Raw genomic sequence first — 19809 nt, forward strand, 5'->3', positions numbered from 1 at the left:
TCTGATATCCCTATTTATAGCGTTAACGCAAAGGATGTTATCACTGTCTGGTTCCAATAAAAATATAATGTAATTAAAATTATTGAATACCAGAGGGGGCGACAATTCATCAAATGATTCCCAACGTCCCGCATGCTATCCCCGTCACCGTCCGCGAAGGCGGAGGGTCCAATCTTTATTATTTTGTTTGTGAATTTCATAATCACATTATTCGTGTGTTCCCCAACACTTTTGATGAGACTTGATGTTATACCAGAATATAAGGTTCCCTTTTTTATATGTTGCAATGTACTGGTATGAATATTTGTTTCTGGTTTTTTAGTATTGGACTTACCATTCATGGACCCTCCGCCTTCGCGGAGGGTGACGGGAGATCGCACCGGGTGACGGGAGATCGCACCGAGTGACGGGAGATCGCACCGAGTGACGGGAGATCGCACCGAGTGACGGGAGATCGCACCGAGTGACGGGAGATCGCACCGAGTGACGGGAGATCGCACCGAGTGATGCGGGTTTTAAAATGGCTTTAGCCCAACCTGTTTTTTGCAGCAGATGTTTTAACGAAGTTGCATCTCCTTTCTCTAGAAAAATGGTTGGAGGAATATTGATTCCTCTGCTGTGCAATAGACCCAGATAATGTTTGTCCATATTCCAACCGATGATTGAATAGGGATTTATGAATTTAATATTCCTGGACTGCTTATTCAACCACTGATGAAATTCCGTGAATCGATGAAAATAATCCCATGTAGCCCTGAACAGTGCAAACTGAGTATTACTCCAATCAAAATCAGAATCATCCCAAAAAGTTCGCGTAACCCGAAGGCCTCTTTGCTCGAGCGCTTCGGTTAATAGCCTGTCTTCAATGAGCACATTATTAATATAAGGTGTTATTTCAACAGGATCGACGTACGCTCTTTGAGTCAGCAAGACAATATCATAAGCACTGGCAGTCATTTGACGAAATCCATTCAGCAAAAAAATTAGCATAACCATCTTTTAGACCTAAATCCATACTCAACAAAGAATTCTCAATTTCTCGCTCTTTAACTGGCAATTAAACTAATTATTAAGCACACTGTTTAACCGATTAAAAAATATGATAAGATATTTTTTTTACTTCCGGGAGTTAATCATGTTTCATAATGCTATTGTCAGAACCCCATCGGCGTCATTGATTCATGGTTTAACAACCTCCGCGACACTAGGAGTCCCTGATTATGAGTTAGCGCTCATTCAACACCAAAACTACATTAATGCTTTAGCTCAATGTGGACTTGAAGTCACCGTGCTACCTCCGATTGATCACCTCCCGGATAGTTGTTTTGTTGAAGATGTTGCTTTGTTAACGCATCAAACAGCGTTTCTTACACGACCAGGAGCTGTGTCGAGGCAAGGAGAAGTGAAAGAAATAGAACAAACCATCAATGCCTTTTACAAAAGTGCCAGTGTTCGAATTGAAGCTCCAGGAACACTTGAAGCTGGTGATATCCTCAATGTGAATAATCATTTCTATATAGGATTGTCAGCCAGAACGAATAAAGATGGCGCCAGTCAAATGATTCATGAGCTGACCCAACGAGGGTATTCGGCTTCCACCATACAATTAACTGAATTTCTTCATCTAAAAACCGGTGTAAGTTACCTGGATCAGGGGTATTTGCTGGTCAGTGGTGAATTAGTGAATCATCCTGCCTTCAATCATTTAAAACAGATCATCATCGATCCAGATGAGTCTTATGCCGCCAATTGCATCATGATTAACGGGACGGTTCTGTTGGCACAAGGTTATCCAAAAACAAAAGAACAAATCCATGCGCTTGGATTTCCCTGTATTGAACTCGACGTCAGTGAATTCAAAAAAATTGATGGTGGTTTAAGCTGTTTGTCTTTGAGATTTTAATGAAGAAAAGATTATCGGTACTTAGCCTGACGCTTATCACCGTATGTTCTGTTGATAGCATACGAAATTTGCCAGCTGCCGCTCTGGCTGGCAGTCAATTAGTCAATTACTTTACTCTGGCTTTAATTTTTTTCTTAATTCCCTGCGCGATTGTATCGATGTGGTTTTCAAATCAATCACAACAAGGTGTTTATGGTTGGGTTAAAAAGGGTCTGGGAAAACGTTCGGCTTTTTTAGCCATATGGTTTCAATGCATTCAAAACGTATTGATATATCCTACTTTATTGAGCTTTATTGCAGGTACCCTGCTCTACAGCATCTCCCCCGAGTTGGTTGATAATAAAACCGTACTTTTTATCATTATTATTTCGCTTATATGGGTATTAACATGGATTAATTTAAAGGGGATTCAACTCTCCAGTCGCTTTAATTCGTTTTGTTCCATCACGGGATTATTGGTTCCTTTCAGTATCATCATCATTATGGGATTGTATTGGTGGTTAACACAAACACATCCTCAACAAACCATTCTTCCTCAGAATACCTCATACTCATGGACCTCTTTAACGGCTATAATTCTTTCATTTTGCGGCATAGAATTAGCGGCCGTTCATGCCGAAGACAGTAAACCAGGTGCATTTCCCAAAGCAGTAATTATTTCAGTTTTTGTGGTATTCCTTTCCATGCTGTTCGGCTCCATAATACTGGCTATGATCATTCCACCACAACAATTGAGTTTCATCAGCAGTATTCCCCAATTAATTCAATTATTTTTTACTAAAATGCATTGTGGCAAACTGGCGGTTATTATCAATGGACTTATTGCGATAGGCTGCATAGGCGCGGCTAACAACTGGCTGATCGCTCCAATCAAAGGCTTAGGATTTGCTGCAGGAGAAGGCTTCCTGGACAGTAGGCTTACAGAGGTTAATAAAAATAAAGCACCGGCGAGATTGTTGATCATCCAGGCTCTTTGCGTCTCGATTATCAGTACTTTATTTTTAATAGTACCTTCACTGAACGCCTCATACTGGATCATGCTCAATGCGGCGACTCAGGTTAATTTACTCATGTATTTGTTACTTTTTATCAGCGCAATTAAATTGGTCATTACAAAAGAACTCTCCTCACAAATTAAAATAATTGGTTCTGCTGGTTTTGGATTGTTCGGAGTGATAATAGCCCTTATTGTAAGCCTCACACCACCTCCGTCCTTACAGTTTCAATCTCAATTCATCTATGCGCTCTCTGGCGGGTTATTTTTAATTCTCATCGTTTTAATCCCTGTCTGGACTCAAAGAAAAAAATTCAGCTGGTTGGAAGCATGAACAACGCACAATGAGTGCAATATCAACAAGATAGGATCTCTAATTCCAAATGTGTCATCTATAATATAATTAATACATTAGATACTGCATCTTACGGAGCTACGATGAAAATATCACGGACTATGATGGACAAAGCAGTAGATGCCCATATTATCAGCAAGGAACAAGCGGAACAATTAATTGAATTCGTAAAAAATCTTCCCGAACAAAGCCCCGGATTTAACCTGACTAATGTGCTGTATTATTTTGGCGGTCTCATAGCGATTGGAGCCATGACCTTGTTCATGAACTTGGGCTGGGAAATGTATGGAGGATGGGGAATTTTATTTTTATCTGTATCTTATGCCATTCTGGGCATAGCATTAACCCATTCATTGGATGAAAAAAAATATTATATACCCGCCGGTATATGCGCAACCTTTGTCATCTGTCTTACTCCGCTGGCTATATACGGTTTACAACAAGGCATGGGGTGGTGGCCTGATAATAGCGTTTATCATGATTATAATGTTTATATTAAATGGAACTGGATTTTTATGGAACTGGGTACTTTGGCTGTCGGCGTTATTCTGGCATGGATATACCGCTACCCTTTTATGATCATGCCCATAGCAGTGACGCTTTGGTATATGACTATGGATTTGACCAGTATGATTGGTGGGGATCATTATACTTATGAGCTCAGTGCCATGGTCTCTATGTATTTTGGCATTATTACCGTATTAATCGCTTTTTGGGTAGATGTCCGATCCAGTCAAACAGCAGACTATGCATTCTGGCTTTATATTTTTGGAGTGATGACTTTCTGGGGTGGACTTACCTGCCAACACTCAGATAGTGAATTGTCAAAATTTTTATATATGTGCATCAATGTGCTCATGATTCTGATTGGCGTCATACTCAGCAGAAAAGTATTCGTTATTTTTGGAGCTTTAGGATTCTGTTTTTATTTAGGATATCTTGCCTTTCAAGTATTTAATTTGAGTTATTTATTCCCAGTCGCCTTAACCGCAATAGGATTTGGAATTATTTATTTAGGCATTTTGTGGCAAAAAAATGAAAAGATACTAACTCATAAAATAAGAACCATACTTCCAAAACCAATTCAGGAGCTACTCGAGGCAAGAGATGAAAATGAATAAAACATCGCCTGAGCAGACTAAATTTAAGAATTTTGCAGAATTCTATCCTTTCTATCTAAGCCAACACCAGAATCCGGTGTGTAAAGCCCTTCATTACACCGGCACTTCTTTATTTATTCTGTGTCTTATCATGTTCTTAATCACTTCAAATGTTATATGGCTTATTGCAGGTCCAATATCAGGTTATGGATTGGCCTGGATAGGCCATTTTGTATTTGAACACAACAAACCAGCCACCTTTCAACACCCAATCTATAGTCTCATGGCTGATTTCGTTCTATTTAAAGAGTTCCTCTTCTCAAAAAATAAATACTGATAAAATACTTACCAGCTATTTACATTCACATCCTTCCAAGTAGATGATAGATCTGTTCTATATTATTTCAATTCAAAAGGATTTGTGAGGAGTAATTATGTTAACGATTTCAATTGCCAAGTGTCTCAATGCGACTAAAAATGGTTCGTTCAAAACATCTGATCTAAAACTGGCCTCTCCCTTAACTTATGATGATATGGTTTTTTTATCTGAGTATTTAAGAATTACACCGCTTACTGAACTTGATCTGTCTCTGGATGTAACGGGAGAAAACGTAAGTGGATTAAGTGAGTTAAGCAAGGTAGTCCGTCAAAATACTCAGTTGACCAAACTTAAATTCACTGTAGAAGGCACAGAATTTCATCTCAGATCTCGTGATAATCTTATTCTTAGTATTTTAAATTATTTTAGTAACAGCCAAGTAAGAACGATGAACGGCATAGTCTATGATGCACTGGTGAATATGGTTAAGGACAAACCACAGCTTGAAACACTATTTGTTAATTTAGAATTAATTGAGACTTCGGCAAGTACTAGCCAATGTTATAACTTCGCTAAAAATCTGCAAAAGTCGCCGTTAAAATTTTTGGATTTAAACTTTGCAGTGGATAAAAATGCAGAGCTGCCCATTCTGAATAAAAAAGTTCCAAATACTACTTTGGTTGATTTAAAGCTACGGAGTATGTCGTATGGCAAAGATATTGTGCAGTGCCTTCAAAGTACCCAGGCGCTACGAGTCTTGGTACTGGATGACATGTTATTTGAAGCAAGCGATATTCCCTTATTGGAACATGTATTCAAATCAAATGCAAACTTGACCCTACTGGCTTTGTCAAATACCAATATTGGCCAAATTGCCAGTCCTCAGCTCGTTAACTCACTCAAATACTGCACTAATCTGGCTTATCTTGATTTATCAAAAAATAATCTGAGTCGTTTGAATATCGATGATTTATGCGTCTATCTGACCAAAGCTCCCGAAAATCTTGTTGAACTTGATCTGACCCATAATACGTATATGGCCAGTGATGCTAAAAAACTGGCTGAAGCGTTGGCCAATAATAAAAAGATCCAAAAATTGATTATTGATTACAATTATATTGAAAACGAAGGATTGCAATCAATTATCGAACTACTCAAAACCAACAGGCAAATTACTTCCATCAGCATGTCGCATAATTGCAGATACGGTCTTTCAAATGAAACAATCAGCGCTCTTTGTTCATTTTTAGAAGATCCTGAGTGTCAATTGGAGGAGCTCGGATTTGTTCAGAAAACCAACATTGAACAATTCAAAATGCTGGGCGACGCGATAATGGCCAATTCAAGCTTGGTTTCTGTTAATATTAATTTCCATTTGGACACCATATTTGGAATCATTTATAAAATTCAAATTCAGGAACATATTGATGGACTGCAACCTCTGATTGCTAAATTCTATGAACAGATTAACGCAAGCCCCAAGGAACCATTGCCTGATAATAAACCATCTAGTCAAACAACTATCAACCTGGAAGATGGCTTTTTTCCCAATCAAAGCATAGATAAAAAGGATGAGAATGCAGATAGCGAGCAGTCTTCGCTACAATTAAACTAAACAAGTGATTTTGTGATAATTTTAATCACAAGATTCATTCTCTGCATGCGGCATAACAAGCAGGAGAAAATGTTACTAATTAAAAATGCTCATTAATTAATCTTAATTTGCGATTTGTATAAGCCTATCATCTTCACGAAACGCTTCACGGCTCCTTGCTATTAGTCTTAAGTTGTTCTTAGCAAAATGTACAATATGACATCGACAATATTATCCAAAGCTCATAAAAATTGCCTTCTCCCCCAGGGAGAAGGTGCCGAAGGCGGATGAGGGGATCTTAAAACCATTAAAAGGTTTAACCCCACCAACATAGAGTTAAATGCTTGAAATTATTTGACCAAGCAAAAAACATGAGTAAAAACAATACCCGTACGGAAATTAAAATATGTACTCACTTAGAGCACAATCGAGTACAACAGTAATTTAGTCATGCATTTATGACTCATTATTGAATGAACGATGTTTGCTCCCCTCATCCGCCTTACGGCACCTTCTCCCTGAGGGAGAAGGCAATTTTACTGAGATTTCGTGAATTTTTGAAATGTACTATTGTATAGTGTTCAAGGAAGTATCAGTATCAAGCCGTTCCAGATCGATGAAGTAACGTAATAACCAACAGATCCTATAAACGAATAAATATTTTTCTCTTATATAAAAATAAAACCATCAGAAAATTAATAAATAAGAACAGAATAGAATAAAATAATGCCGCATTGGGATTGCTGAAACTACCAAACCAATACTCTGTAAGCATGGCTTTCATATTACCTTTGCTGCCATCATTTAAAGGAAAATAAAAAACAAACTGGAGCTTTAATAAAACAACATGAACAGTAAAAGCAAATAACGCATTCATGCCAAATATTTTAAAAGGTAGTGACCAACGCTTATATTTCAAAATGTCGATAATCAAAAAACATAATGCAAAAACGACAAGAGCAAAACCACTGGTCCATAAAACAAAAGAGCTGGTCCATAAATTTTTATTAATTGGAAAGCTGTAACTCCAAAACCATCCCAACAGTAAAGAAATAATGCCAAGCATCATCATCAAGTAAAACTTCTTTAGATTGGACATTGAAGCGAGCAACAAACTGCCCGTTAACACTCCGGATAAAGTGGTTGCAATTGATGGGATCGTGCTAAAAAAACCTTCTGGATCATAAACCTTTCCAAGCAGGTGTGCACTTGAAAAAATCATTTGATCCAAATAGGCAACCCAATTCCCCTCTACTGTTAATTGATTCACTCCATATCCGGGTACGGGTACCTGAGTCATCATAAACCAATAACCCCACAAAATTGCGAGGAAAATCAGAATTTGTGTTTTGGTACTGGTTTTTAAATAAATCATACTACTCACCAGATAACACAAGGCGATTCTCTGTAAAATGCCATACACCCTGAGAGAACTTAAATAAATATGAATCGGAAAAATATTTAAAAATAAGCCCAACGCAAACAATAAAAGACTACGCCGAACTATAGCCCTATACACATGGTTATCCTGATTCGCTCTATACTTGTTTAAACTGATAACACTGGTTAAACCAACGATAAACAGAAACGAGGGAAATACTAGATCAGCCAAAGTACAACCATTCCATGATGCATGTTCAAGGATCGGGTACGGATACTGATTTCCCTGACTGTTTACTAAAATCATCAAAATAATCGTGAGACCACGAAACACATCCAGGGATGCAATTCGATGCGTTGAGGTTGATTTGACAGTCATAAGCTCTCGTTACAGTTTAATCAAAGTCAATACTTGGGGAAAAAAGTCCGATCTCTTCGTTAAGAGAACATTTAAATTCGGTCATTTAGGGATATGGCTATTGATTAATTGTTTCCAACATCGCAAGACGTCGATCTCGTAATTGTCAATACACCGGAGTCAACCTATCCTCCCTTATTAAAAATAATCTTTACTTCGACCTTAGAATTTTTCGCAAGTCCTGAGCATGTTAAAAATGAATAGATTATCACTATAAAGATCAGATAAAAAGCCAGGCTCAATAGAGCCGGAATTTAATTTCAAAATACTATATAAAAAACGAAATGAACCTTGTATGTTAAGATTAACTATAATTTTGATTTAGTCACATGTTTAATAAAAAAGAACGTACCTTATTATTTGCTAATAATCTCTGGTATTTATCCGAGGGAATGTTAGGACCACTCTTTGGAATTTTCTGTGCTAAATTTCAATCGTCCCCATTGGATATTTCCTGGGTATGGGCACTCTATTTAATTTCAGTCGGGATAGTAGTTATCGCTTTAGGTTATGTGTCTGATTTTATTTATAAAGAAAAACTGTTAATTGTTGGATACGCGCTACAAACTATTTTTACTTTTTGCTATGTCTTTGTGAGTACAAAACATCAATTGGCTCTGTTACAAATTGGTTTGGGAATTTCGGGGGGATTATCTACGACAACCTGGTATGCCTTATATGCTCGCTGCGAAGATAAAACACACGAAGGCTTAACCTGGGGTCTGGCAAATGGACTGGCAAGCATCTATACAGGTATTGCTCTGCTCTGTGGGGGATTGATCATAGCGAACAGCTCTTTCGAAATGTTGTTTACTATTATGGGAATAATTCAACTCATCGCTACGATTTATGTAAGCAGGCTTATTTATCTGGAAAAGCCTAAAGTTATTCGTCGTTTCAACCTGAATAAATTACTTAAAAAGTACACGCCGACTCAATAGAAAATACACAATTTCCTTTTCTAAAAAGAACTGAATAAACAAACAAGTTACCTATCATCTGATCTTGCAAACTTACTCCAATATGATAATGTGCCAATTCGTTTTACATACATATTTAAGGATTAATATGCCCCAATGGTTAACAGATTGTTTAGGAGCTATGTCGATTAACCCCTATACCTCAACTACTGGTCATCGCAATGCAGAACGTGTAAATGCGGGTGCTCAGCTGGCGTCATACACCTTTCAAAAGCAACCCTATGCCATGATTGCTACAAAATTAGGACAATGCATCGCTTCCTTCTATTCCCTGTTTCGTGCTGATACAAAAATTCCTGAAAAAGTTATCCATATTTTACAATTCGCTATAGCTGGCGCAGAACTAGGGATTCAAACCGCGCTACTCTTTAATGGCACAACCTGTGAATTATCATCTCATAGAGATCTGTGTTTGGCTGCATTGTATTTGGAAGTATTATACGATGGTACCTTGGGTGCCGGCTGGCTTCCGAGTGAATTCTCCAAAGAACCATACGATCCATTGCCCGCGCCTGCAGTATAATCATTATCAAGTTCAATGGACTTTAGCCATTTTAACTTGAATATAAAGCACCTACTTGGCTCATATCAGTTCAACGGATAGAGCCAAGTACTGAAGAATAATTCATCTCCAACTCAACATTAAATCAACGAACCCCATTTAAATCTACAAAAATTGACTAAATTGAGCTTTTTTTGTATTATGCGACCCTTTATTTTCATAGCTGAAGGATTTATTCATTGTATATTATGCTGAATGTTGTAAGTCAGGGTACCTGTGCACAAATTTATGCTCAAGCCGATGCCAAAGAGCCATTATATAACGATCTGGATATGGTTAAAATATGGCATAATAAGGACGAGCCCAGTCTGAGTCCGGGCACTTTACCGAAGCACCAATACGATAATGATAATTGCGTCACTTTTGAAAGTTCAGTACCGTTTAAAACATTCTGCGAACAATTTGCTGATTCAGAATTCAATGATCCTGAAATGTATCGCAAGATGACTCATAATTGCGCTAATGGGGCTCATTTCGCACTACAATTGGCGGGCATTAAACTGGATTTACCTCTAATTCAATTTGGACGATTTATTGAGACATCTTACATTTTAAGAATTCCAGGTGTAACTTTGACGCCACTCACCTTATTTGACGCTGCCAGACGATATAAAGTGCTGCAACTGCAAAGCAGTCCGATAACCACTCATTTTACCAACCTGGTTAATCAATTACACACTCACATTGATGAAGAAACTAATCCAAAACTGCGGGTTCATACTCAAACCATCGTTGAAGAAGCGCTCCGTCGCGTCGATAAACGCCCTCACCGTTTAAAAATGTGTACAGACCTACTGAATACGACTCAAAATTTACTTACAAAAAAGTCTGATAAGTCAGATTACAAAATGTATCTTCAGCAGTCGTCCTTTTTTCGACATCGAATAGAGTCTCTTCCAGCAAGTTATATTGGCCGAGCAATAGATACTCTTGCTTTTATTGAAATGGCTCGTTGGTTCATTTTTTTTGCGATGATCGAACCTAAACTTGGTTATGTCCTGGACTTTATAGCCTTTATACTAACAATTAAAGGGATCTATTCGCTTGTTCAGGACATTCAGAATCATACTGATGCAATGTCGAAACCAACTCCATTGTCAACTGCAATGGTAGAATTCATTAAAACGATCTCAGAACAATCAATTGAGTTCGATGAACATAATGAGCATTTCAATGTGAGATACTCCTATGCTCAAACAGCGTTGCTCCCAATTGAAAGCCCTATGCTATAGAATGAATCGGGATCGTTCTTGATAACAAAAAGAAGCTGCATATCAAAACTCAGATCATCAGACCTTTGTTTTTTGCAATTGCCAGGACTATTTTATGTATCCAACAGAACATGGATATCACGCGCATCGGATAAACCATGATCATCTACAACCCGCACTACATATTTACCTGGCTTCGCATCCCAAAGATAAGTTTGTCCCGCTTTGGTCTTGGCTACAAATGTTTCATTAATAAACCAGTACAAATGAGCGATCCCCGCATCACTAACTGCTGACAGGGGGATTTTATTATTTAACTGCGAATTGGCGCGAATCACATAACTGATTCCAGCCTGCGGTGATGTGATTTGCGGATTAATTCCAGAGTTGCCAGATAAAGCACAATCTGCTTCAAAAAATGGAGGGGTACGACGTTGTATGCCTGCCCGTTTATAAATTTTTAATAAATCAGAAGGCCAGAATTCAAATATTTCAAAGCGCGTATTTTCATCAATATGACAAGTACGCAATCCGGTTCTGTTATTAATTGCCACCTCTCTAAAAATTGTATCTGTTTTAATAGGTGATTTCCCCGGAATGAACCAGGTCCACTCCGTATCGAGACAATAACGTGTAGGTAACATCCCCGAAGCTTTACACACCTCTACTTTCTCGAGATTCATCGAAGCCGTATTTTTAGGAATGATGGATAAAGGACCACGCTCATGCTTGATTGCATCAATTAACTCAAAAAATAAGGGTGCCGCTATGTCCTTACCTACAAATGCCGGATTGGCTTTATTATCAAAATTACCTATCCATACAGCCAGGACATAAGGTCCAAAGGTACCTACAGCCCAGGCATCCCTATACCCTGATGAGGTACCTGTTTTCCACGATACAGGGAGATGTAGAGCCGATTTATTGCCAAAATCTCCGTGAGGAGTACTTTTTAACATATCCAATACCAGAAAACTTGCTTCAGGACTTAATAATCTACGACCAGAGCCTTTTTGCTCCTTATTGTGAAAACGAATTGGATACCACACCCCATCATTTACGAGCATGGCATAAAGTCCTACCAGCTCTCTCATAGTTAATTCGACACCACCGAGATTAAGTGATAAGCCGTAATAAGACTCCGGTTTTAAATGACTTACCTGCGCTTTTTCCAATAATTGGTGTAAGGTTGGATTGGTTAATTGACTGGATAGATAAACAGCAGGAATGTTACGGCTGAATACCAGGGCATCTTTGGCTTTAACTGGCCCCATAAAATCATAATCGAAATTTTCCGGATTATATCCATTAAAACTGTGAGGAACATCTTTTAAAACAGTATCAGGATGAATTAATCCTTGATCTAAAGCCAAACCATAAATAAAGGGTTTTAATGTGGAGCCTGGTGAACGTTTAATGTCGATACCGTTGATTTGTCCACTAATATTTTTATTAAAAAAATCAGCAGATCCCAGCAAGCCCTTAACGGTCATATCTCGTGTATCGACTAATAATACAGAGGCATTATAAGCACCGATTGATTTTTTCCGTGCCAAATAATTTTTGGTAATTCGATTAATAATGACTTGTACTCTTGAGTCTAGAGAAGTATCGATACTTTGTTGGTGTATTGACGGATCACTCAATACCATATTTACAAAATGTGGAGCACTGAATGGTAAATTACTTAACTGCTGCATCACCAGGGGCAGACCAAAAGTCTCTCTTTTATTACCGTCCTCTGGATGTTTGAGCAGCCATCTGGCATATAAATGATCCCGAATAGTTTTCAAGCTTTTATTATCGGGAGTTCTTTTCCCTGGATTCTGAGGGATAATACTTAAAGTCAATGCTTCTGGTAGACTGAGTTTGTTTACTGACTTATTGAAATAAACCAGACTGGCCGCCCCTACTCCTTCTATATTTCCTCCATAGGGAGCCAGATTCAGATAAGCTTCGAGCAGCTCATCCTTACTGTAGTTCATTTCAAGTTGTAATGCCCTGAATATTTGCATTAACTTACCTGAAATGTTTCTGGAGTTGATTCCAAATCGCATTCGAGCTACCTGCATGGTTATCGTTGAAGCGCCAACTCGACGCGATTGAACACCATAAGTCTGCCAAACAGCCTTGAATAATGAAAACGGATTAATTCCAGGGTGCCAGCGAAAATACTGATCTTCCTGTAATAAAGTAGCCTCAACTAATTCATTGGAGATATCAGACAAAGGAGTGAACAGACGATATTTATCATCTTTGCTCAAAGTCAATCTCAATAATTGATGGTGATCATCGTACACCGCGTTTGAAAAACTGATTCCATCAAGTAATAAAGGCTTGGGTGAAAAAAATAATATCAAATAGCCACTGACAAACAGTGAAACTAAGATTATGCTTATAATTTTGATTATTTTCTTCATAATTGATATTGTGCATTTTAAAGGTTGAATTATAATCAATTTTTATATCGATTACACGAAATAGAACCCCGCTAGACCAAATAAAAGTCAAATGGGAATTAATTTATACACATTGCTTATACCAAATCAACGACCAGAAAGACCAAGTGGGAAAAACTTAAATCATGAACAAAAATCCAATTTCTTCAGTTTTGAACGTTATAGGTTCAATTTTTACGACTGTATTCGGTAAATTGAACTGGAATAGTCCACCATGGTTGGTCAACCTACACCAAAAAGCCCAAAAATCACCCAAGTCGTTTTGGGGAACAACCGTCATCATTGTCGCGTTAATCGGTACAGGCGCCTATGCAACTTATTGGTATAAAAACCTGCCTAAGCCCGTTTATACTACTGCATCGATTACGATACCTGATATCACTGCAAATGAAGAAACACTGGTACCTAATAATCTTATCATCGATTTCGGTATCAAAACCAATGAATTCATTACCCAATCTGTGGCACCTATCAACTTGATAGGAAAAACAGTTACAGAAGGTATAGAAATGACTCCAGCAATGCCTGGTGAATGGAGTTGGAATAGTGACAGTCAATTAGTATTTATTCCATCAGAAGACTGGCCTGCAGGTCAAAAATACACCATCCATTTTGCTAAAAACTTCTTCTCGACCAATACAAAAATGGAACACTATGATGTATCTTTTTCAACAAAACCTTTTGAAGCTTCAATTTCCGAGTTAAGATTTTACCAGGATCCAGTCAATTCCGAACATAGAACAGCAGAAGCGACCCTGCAATTTAATTTTCCAGTCAACCCGGAAAGTCTTGAACAAAATACTGTTCTAACAATTCAGGATAATCAACAAGGTTCTGCAGTCAAAGGTGGTGAACCCCTTAAATTCACCTATACTTATGATGAGCACAAACGCATAGCTTATCTGCATTCTGAAAATATTAAAATCAAAAAAAATGCACAATTAGTGATTTTAACTTTAGATAAAAAAGTAGCCTCTTCGACCAACTCAGCAACACTTGAATCTAAATTGGACTCAAGTCTGATTATTCCCGATGCAAGCAACTTCCTCAAAGTACTTTCAGCATCAGCGTCGATCATCAGAAATGAGAAAGATCGGCCTGAACAGGTCCTCACGGTAGAAACAAGCCTGGGGGTTAATGAAAATGACTTCAATAAATCAGTTCACATGTATTTGCTTCCACAAGATTATCCAGCAACCTCTTTAGAAGCGTCCAAACCCAACTATCAATGGCAGAATCCAGGAGAAGTAACCAATAGCATCCTCTCTCTGGCAACCCCTTTATCAAAAGTAGCCATACCTTCAGAGCAAAATTACTCAACCCTGCACAGTTTCAAATTTGCAGCGCAAACCCCTCGATATATCTATATTAAAATAGATAAAGGAATGAAAGGATTTGGTGATTTCACCTTAAACACTGACTATTCAGCCGTTATCGCAGTTCCAGAATACCCTAAAGAAATCAGTTTTCTTCATAAAGGATCTTTGTTAGCCTTGGCAGGAGAGAAAAAATTATCCGTCCTCATTCGTGGTGTACCCGCTGTAAAGTTTGACTTTGCCCGAGTATTACCTGACAACATCAATCAATTAGTGACACAAACTCAAGGTGATTTTAATAATCCCTACTTCATTAACCCAACGTTCAATCAGCAGAATATCAGCCAGATCTTTTCTGAAGTTCAACAATTTGATAGCAGCGATTTAACCAAACAACAATACACCGCTCTTGATTTGAGTAAGTATTTAACTGTTGATACCAACGCTACTGGTCCACAGGGTCTCTTTTTATTACAGGCAACTGGATGGGATGTTGCTAATAAATATGCCCTTGATGTAAAAGCCAGTCGTTTAATCTTAATTACTGATATGGGAATGATAGTAAAAGATAACAACGATGGAACTCATGATGTGTTTATTAACTCCATCACTCAAGGAACTCCTGTAGCTGGAGCCACAGTCACGGTATTAGGTAAAAATGGTTTACCTATCTTGACCCGGGTTAGTGATGATCAAGGACGAGTCAACTTCCCCTCTTTGAAGGATTTTGTGGAAGACAGAGAACCCATCGTATACCTTGCTAACCTCAATAACGATGTTTCGTTTATTCCATACAATAATTACAATCGTCAATTGAATTTTTCGAAATTTGATATCGGTGGTATCTATACCTACAATCAGGATTTGCAAAGCTTAAGCGCTTATTTATTCTCAGACAGAGGTATTTACAGACCTGGTGACACAGTGCATGTGGGCATGATAGTCAAACAAGCCTATGCTCAGGCACAACCAGCAGGTCTTCCCTTACAGGCAACCATTGTGGACTCGCGGGGAACAACAATAAAAGATGAACACTTGATCCTGAATGATACAGGGTATATGGAACTTGATTTCACAACCTCACAAACATCCCCTACGGGACAATATATGGTTAATCTGTTCCTCGTAAAAGACGGACATCCACAGAATCTTTTGGGTTCAACTAGTATTAATGTGTCAGAGTTTCAACCTGACAGGATGCGGATTAGCTCGGAGCTAACACCCAAACCCCTGGATGGCTGGAGTTCACCCGATAATTTGAAAGCCCATGTCAGCCTCTGGAATTTATATGGTGCTCCTGCAACTGATAGAAAAATCAGTGCGAAAATTGTGTTGACCCCACAGGAAATTGATTTTGATGACTATCCAGACTATATCTTCGCAGATCCACTATTCGACCCCAAAAAACCGCCAAAGGTTTTTACGGAATCCTTGCCTGATGTAACAACCAATGATAAAGGTGATGCAGAATTTGATTTAAATCTTGAACGATTTGACAAGGCAACCTATAAACTGACCTTTTTTGCCGAAGGTTTTGAAGCTGAAGGCGGTCGAAGTGTAACCACTCAGTCAAAAGCGTTAATCAGCCCCCTCGCCTATTTTATTGGGTACAAACCTGATGGTGACTTATCGTTTATCAAACAAAATGGTACCAGAACGGTACATTATATAGCCATTAATCCTCAATTAACCAAAGAAGAAGTTAAGGATTTAAAAGTTCAGCTCGTTTCGTTACATCCAGTTACAACCCTGGTTAAAAAAGCAGACGGTACCTATCAATATCAATCCATTATTCAGTCGACTGTTGTCAGCACAGAACCATTCACTGTAAATGAGCAAGGAACAGATTATTCCTTGCCTACACAACAGATCGGTGATTATTCATTAAATATTCTTGATAAAGACAATACTGTTCTGAGCCAATTAAAATTCAGTATTGTAGGCTCAAGCCAACAACCTCTTGCGAAAAATGCGGAGTTATCAATAAAACTGAACAAAGATGAATATCTGGCTAATGAAGATATTGAAATTCAAATTACTGCTCCCTACACGGGATCAGGCTTAATCACCATTGAGCGAGATAAAGTGTATGCGACACAATGGTTTAAAACTGAAACAACAAACTCAGTGCAGACCATTCATATTCCAGCAGACTTCCAGGGAAATGGGTACATCAATGTCGCATTTGTTAGGGACTGGGAATCTCCAGAATTATTTATCAGCCCGCTAAGCTACAGCGTAGTACCTTTCACAGTGAACCATGATAATCATGACATTAAAATAGAACTGAACACCCCTAAGGTAGTTCGTCCTGGTGAAGCCTTAACTATTGACTATCATACGGATAAACCCGGCAAAATCATCGTCTATGCTGTTGATGAAGGCATTTTACAGGTTGGAAGATACATTACCCCTGATCCCCTGTCTTTCTTTTTTCAAAAGCATGCGTTGGAGGTATTTACTCAGCAAACAGTAGATCAAATCCTGCCTAAATTTATACAAGATAGAGAGTTGTCTGCTGCAGGCGGAGATGACGGCGAAGCTGATTTAGCCAGCCGTCTCAATCCATTCAAAAGAAAAACTGATTTACCAGTAGTCTACTGGTCAGGAATAATTGATACGGACACAACCAGTCGTCAGTTAACTTATCAGGTTCCCAATTATTTTAATGGGGCAATAAAAGTTATGGCTGTAGCCGTTTCAGCGGATTCCGTTGGAGCAAATGATGCTACATCAGAAGTCAGAGGTGATTTTATTATCAATCCCAATGTACCTACATTTGTTGCACCCGGTGACGAATTTGAAATCAGCTCCAGTGTTGCAAATAATATCAAGGACTCAGGTGATCATACTAAAATTACCGTCAGTTTAACCGCTACCCCTGAACTGGAAATTATTGGTGACGCCCAAAAAACCTTGGAAATCAGGGAAGGACATGAACAATCAGTGCACTTTAAATTGCGTGCAAAATCAGCATTGGGCGCGTCCAAGGTTACTTTTACAGCCAGTGCCGGTGATAAAACCAGCTCAATGGATGCAACGTTGAGTGTAAGACCAGCAACACCATTTTTTACACATATAGAGAGCGGTCAATCCAAAGACGCTGTAAAAACTCTGGATATCATGCAAACCCTATATCCAGAATACCGCACTGTTGATGCGACAATGTCGACTAGTCCTTTAATTCTTGTATTTGGATTGCAACGCTATCTGGATAATTACCCATACGGTTGTACTGAGCAGTTAACCAGCAAAGCCTTGCCTTTAATTGCAATGAACAGTCAGAGCTGGTTTACCAAGGACAGCAGTCAAATTAATGAAAAGGTGAATACAACCATTCAGATGTTGAGCCAAAGGCAAATGTCCAGCGGTGGATTTAGTTATTGGCCAGGATTGGGCGATAATCAAGGCAACAGTTTTGCATCAGTCTATGCCATGCACTTTTTGACTGAAGCTAGAGGTCAAGGATTCAATGTTCCGAATGAACTATTCTTTAATGGTATCAATTATCTGAAAGAACTGGCCAGTCAAAATGTATCTGATATGGATGCGGCACGAATTCAAGCCTATGCCATCTACATTTTAACCAGGAATGAGATTGTTACAACCAATTATCTGGCGAATCTGCAACTGTACTTACAAAAGGACAGTTCTCAAGCCTGGAAAAAAGACATTACCGCAGTCTATATTGCAGGAGCCTATCAAATACTAAAAAGCTACAATGATGCATCTCGCTTAATTAGTCTGTATCAACCGCAAAACAAGAAACCTTATGATACTGATTTCTATGACAGCAATATTGCAGACGCACAATATTTATATATAGTAGCAAAACACTTCCCCAACCTGTTGTCACAAGTGGGCGATAAGCTATTAATGCAATTGGTGCAGGCAATAAGTAATGATGACATCAATACAGTATTATCCGGTTATGCAAGCCTGGCTTTGGCAGCTTATCCTCAGGTAGATTCAAACACCACACCGACCCTGACGATCAGCGAGCTATTAACAAATAATCAAACCAAGTCCATACCGGCTGAACAGGCTAACTATCAAAAACTGGCTATAGACTCTGACGTCAAACAAATCAGTTTTAATAATCCTGATAAGCTCACGTTCTTTTATCAACTGGTACAGGCGGGTTTTGATAAATCCTTACCTTCAACACCTGTAAAACAAGGCATGGAACTCTATCGGGAATATCGAGATGATAAAGGTAATGTGATCCAGTCAACAGCTTTGGGCAGTGAAATCGAGGTTCATATTCAAATTCGCTCTCTGGATGACAATTATCACTCCAATATTGTAATAGAAGATCTGCTGCCTGGTGGATTTGAGGTAGTTAGAGACTCTGTCAAAACCGACACTATGGATTATTCTGATGCCCGAGAAGATAGAGTAAATTACTTTGGAAGTATCGACTCTACAGCCAAAGAAATCGTATACAAAATCAAGGCAGTCAATCCTGGAAAATACATCGTTCCTCCAGCTTTTGCAGAGTCAATGTATAACCCAATGATTAAAGCTCAAGGCGCAGCCTCTGAAATTACAGTTACGAATGGTAATTAATTAAGTAATTTTTGGTGGGTTTTAACCCACCATAAATTAAACAGTGTTTTTTCTTGGTACACTTTTATACATCAATACACCTTGGAACTTATATGTCAAACAAGGCTATAGTTTATTACCTTGTTCCTCACACCTACGTGTCACATCGTATCCCTTTTATACGCCCTCTTCGAGAAACTAGCCTTATGTTTTCTTGACTAAAGACCAAACATTATCGAGATCTCGCAAAAATGGCCTTCTCCCTCAGGGAGAAGGTGCCGACAGGCGGATGAGGGGATCAAACATCATTCATTAAATAGTTATAGATAGCATCCATAACTAAATTAAATTGCTGCTTTACTTCATTATTCCAAAACCTTCAAACTTCATAGCCTAAATTATTAAAATATTTAATATTTCTATTATCCTATTCATTTTGCCTACACTCATTATGCTGACCACCATCTATCTCAATAATTAACTTTTTTCGATACATAGAAAATCTACACTATAGCTAGAGTAGTAACTGTCTTGAATTTTTAAGTCAAAACAGTTGCTACTTGCTTTTTTAAATTCCATGCATTGAATTCATTGTTGGTTGGGCTAAGTATTTTAATTGAAAATTTTAATGGTTTAGGATCCCCTCATCCGCCTGTCGGCACCTTCTCCC

12 protein-coding genes are annotated in these 19809 nt (G+C 38.4%); 9 read left to right on the forward strand and 3 right to left on the reverse strand.

All coding sequences use genetic code 11. The features are described 5' to 3' along the window. Nucleotides 1–330: 330 nt before the first annotated feature. Entirely contained in the window at nucleotides 331–990 is a 660-nt protein-coding gene (locus tag IZU94_RS02815) for a DcsG N-terminal domain-containing protein (RefSeq protein WP_203107781.1), read from the reverse strand. A 145-nt stretch (nucleotides 991–1135) separates the two neighbouring features. On the opposite strand from IZU94_RS02815, the gene IZU94_RS02820 reads away from it, so the two are divergent. The 5 genes from IZU94_RS02820 (at nucleotide 1136) to IZU94_RS02840 (ending at nucleotide 6286) form a co-directional block, all read left to right on the forward strand. Next, nucleotides 1136–1903 (forward strand): dimethylarginine dimethylaminohydrolase family protein, encoded by a 768-nt coding sequence (locus IZU94_RS02820; RefSeq protein ID WP_203107783.1) that lies wholly within the window; start codon nucleotides 1136–1138, stop codon nucleotides 1901–1903. After that, nucleotides 1903–3231: an APC family permease gene (locus IZU94_RS02825; RefSeq protein ID WP_203107785.1), complete on the forward strand. Its 1329-nt coding sequence runs from the start codon at nucleotides 1903–1905 to the stop codon at nucleotides 3229–3231. The genes IZU94_RS02820 and IZU94_RS02825 overlap by 1 nt, the downstream gene beginning before the upstream one ends. A 104-nt stretch (nucleotides 3232–3335) precedes the next feature. Beyond that, nucleotides 3336–4373: a DUF2157 domain-containing protein gene (locus tag IZU94_RS02830; RefSeq protein WP_203107787.1), complete on the forward strand. Its 1038-nt coding sequence runs from the start codon at nucleotides 3336–3338 to the stop codon at nucleotides 4371–4373. Further along, nucleotides 4366–4689, forward strand: a complete 324-nt coding sequence (locus IZU94_RS02835; protein WP_203107789.1) for an Mpo1-like protein — start codon at nucleotides 4366–4368, stop codon at nucleotides 4687–4689. The genes IZU94_RS02830 and IZU94_RS02835 overlap by 8 nt, the downstream gene beginning before the upstream one ends. Before the next feature lie 97 nt (nucleotides 4690–4786). Beyond that, nucleotides 4787–6286, forward strand: a complete 1500-nt coding sequence (locus IZU94_RS02840; protein ID WP_203107791.1) for a leucine-rich repeat domain-containing protein — start codon at nucleotides 4787–4789, stop codon at nucleotides 6284–6286. Between the two features lie 622 nt (nucleotides 6287–6908). Here IZU94_RS02840 and IZU94_RS02845 read toward each other — a convergent pair. Then, nucleotides 6909–8024 (reverse strand): acyltransferase family protein, encoded by a 1116-nt coding sequence (locus tag IZU94_RS02845; protein WP_203107793.1) that lies wholly within the window; start codon nucleotides 8022–8024, stop codon nucleotides 6909–6911. Between the two features lie 368 nt (nucleotides 8025–8392). Here IZU94_RS02845 and IZU94_RS02850 point away from each other — a divergent pair, with 368 nt between their 5' ends. The 3 genes from IZU94_RS02850 (at nucleotide 8393) to IZU94_RS02860 (ending at nucleotide 10837) form a co-directional block, all read left to right on the forward strand. Continuing rightward, nucleotides 8393–9004: an MFS transporter gene (locus IZU94_RS02850; RefSeq protein ID WP_203107795.1), complete on the forward strand. Its 612-nt coding sequence runs from the start codon at nucleotides 8393–8395 to the stop codon at nucleotides 9002–9004. A gap of 127 nt (nucleotides 9005–9131) precedes the next feature. After that, entirely contained in the window at nucleotides 9132–9566 is a 435-nt protein-coding gene (locus IZU94_RS02855) for a hypothetical protein (protein ID WP_203107797.1), read from the forward strand. Nucleotides 9567–9793: 227 nt separating this feature from the next. Continuing rightward, nucleotides 9794–10837 (forward strand): hypothetical protein, encoded by a 1044-nt coding sequence (locus tag IZU94_RS02860; protein WP_203107799.1) that lies wholly within the window; start codon nucleotides 9794–9796, stop codon nucleotides 10835–10837. A 92-nt stretch (nucleotides 10838–10929) separates the two neighbouring features. On the opposite strand, the gene pbpC is transcribed toward IZU94_RS02860, so the two are convergent. Beyond that, entirely contained in the window at nucleotides 10930–13236 is a 2307-nt protein-coding gene (pbpC, locus tag IZU94_RS02865; RefSeq protein WP_203107801.1) for a penicillin-binding protein 1C, read from the reverse strand. 164 nt (nucleotides 13237–13400) lie between these two features. Here pbpC and IZU94_RS02870 point away from each other — a divergent pair, with 164 nt between their 5' ends. Then, on the forward strand, nucleotides 13401–19160 hold the full coding sequence (locus IZU94_RS02870) for an alpha-2-macroglobulin (RefSeq protein ID WP_203107803.1): 5760 nt from the start codon (nucleotides 13401–13403) through the stop codon (nucleotides 19158–19160). Nucleotides 19161–19809: the final 649 nt, after the last annotated feature.

The organism is Legionella bononiensis (genome assembly GCF_016786215.1).
Lineage (GTDB): Bacteria > Pseudomonadota > Gammaproteobacteria > Legionellales > Legionellaceae > Legionella > Legionella bononiensis.

What these genes read in the sequence shown, in the direction of transcription:
- IZU94_RS02815 (WP_203107781.1), bottom strand. Translation starts at nt 990, where the DNA reads ATGCTAATTTTTTTGCTGAATGGATTTCGTCAAATGACTGCCAGTGCT.
- IZU94_RS02820 (WP_203107783.1), top strand. Translation starts at nt 1,136, where the DNA reads ATGTTTCATAATGCTATTGTCAGAACCCCATCGGCGTCATTGATTCAT.
- IZU94_RS02825 (WP_203107785.1), top strand. Translation starts at nt 1,903, where the DNA reads ATGAAGAAAAGATTATCGGTACTTAGCCTGACGCTTATCACCGTATGT.
- IZU94_RS02830 (WP_203107787.1), top strand. Translation starts at nt 3,336, where the DNA reads ATGAAAATATCACGGACTATGATGGACAAAGCAGTAGATGCCCATATT.
- IZU94_RS02835 (WP_203107789.1), top strand. Translation starts at nt 4,366, where the DNA reads ATGAATAAAACATCGCCTGAGCAGACTAAATTTAAGAATTTTGCAGAA.
- IZU94_RS02840 (WP_203107791.1), top strand. Translation starts at nt 4,787, where the DNA reads ATGTTAACGATTTCAATTGCCAAGTGTCTCAATGCGACTAAAAATGGT.
- IZU94_RS02845 (WP_203107793.1), bottom strand. Translation starts at nt 8,024, where the DNA reads ATGACTGTCAAATCAACCTCAACGCATCGAATTGCATCCCTGGATGTG.
- IZU94_RS02850 (WP_203107795.1), top strand. Translation starts at nt 8,393, where the DNA reads ATGTTTAATAAAAAAGAACGTACCTTATTATTTGCTAATAATCTCTGG.
- IZU94_RS02855 (WP_203107797.1), top strand. Translation starts at nt 9,132, where the DNA reads ATGCCCCAATGGTTAACAGATTGTTTAGGAGCTATGTCGATTAACCCC.
- IZU94_RS02860 (WP_203107799.1), top strand. Translation starts at nt 9,794, where the DNA reads ATGCTGAATGTTGTAAGTCAGGGTACCTGTGCACAAATTTATGCTCAA.
- pbpC (WP_203107801.1), bottom strand. Translation starts at nt 13,236, where the DNA reads ATGAAGAAAATAATCAAAATTATAAGCATAATCTTAGTTTCACTGTTT.
- IZU94_RS02870 (WP_203107803.1), top strand. Translation starts at nt 13,401, where the DNA reads ATGAACAAAAATCCAATTTCTTCAGTTTTGAACGTTATAGGTTCAATT.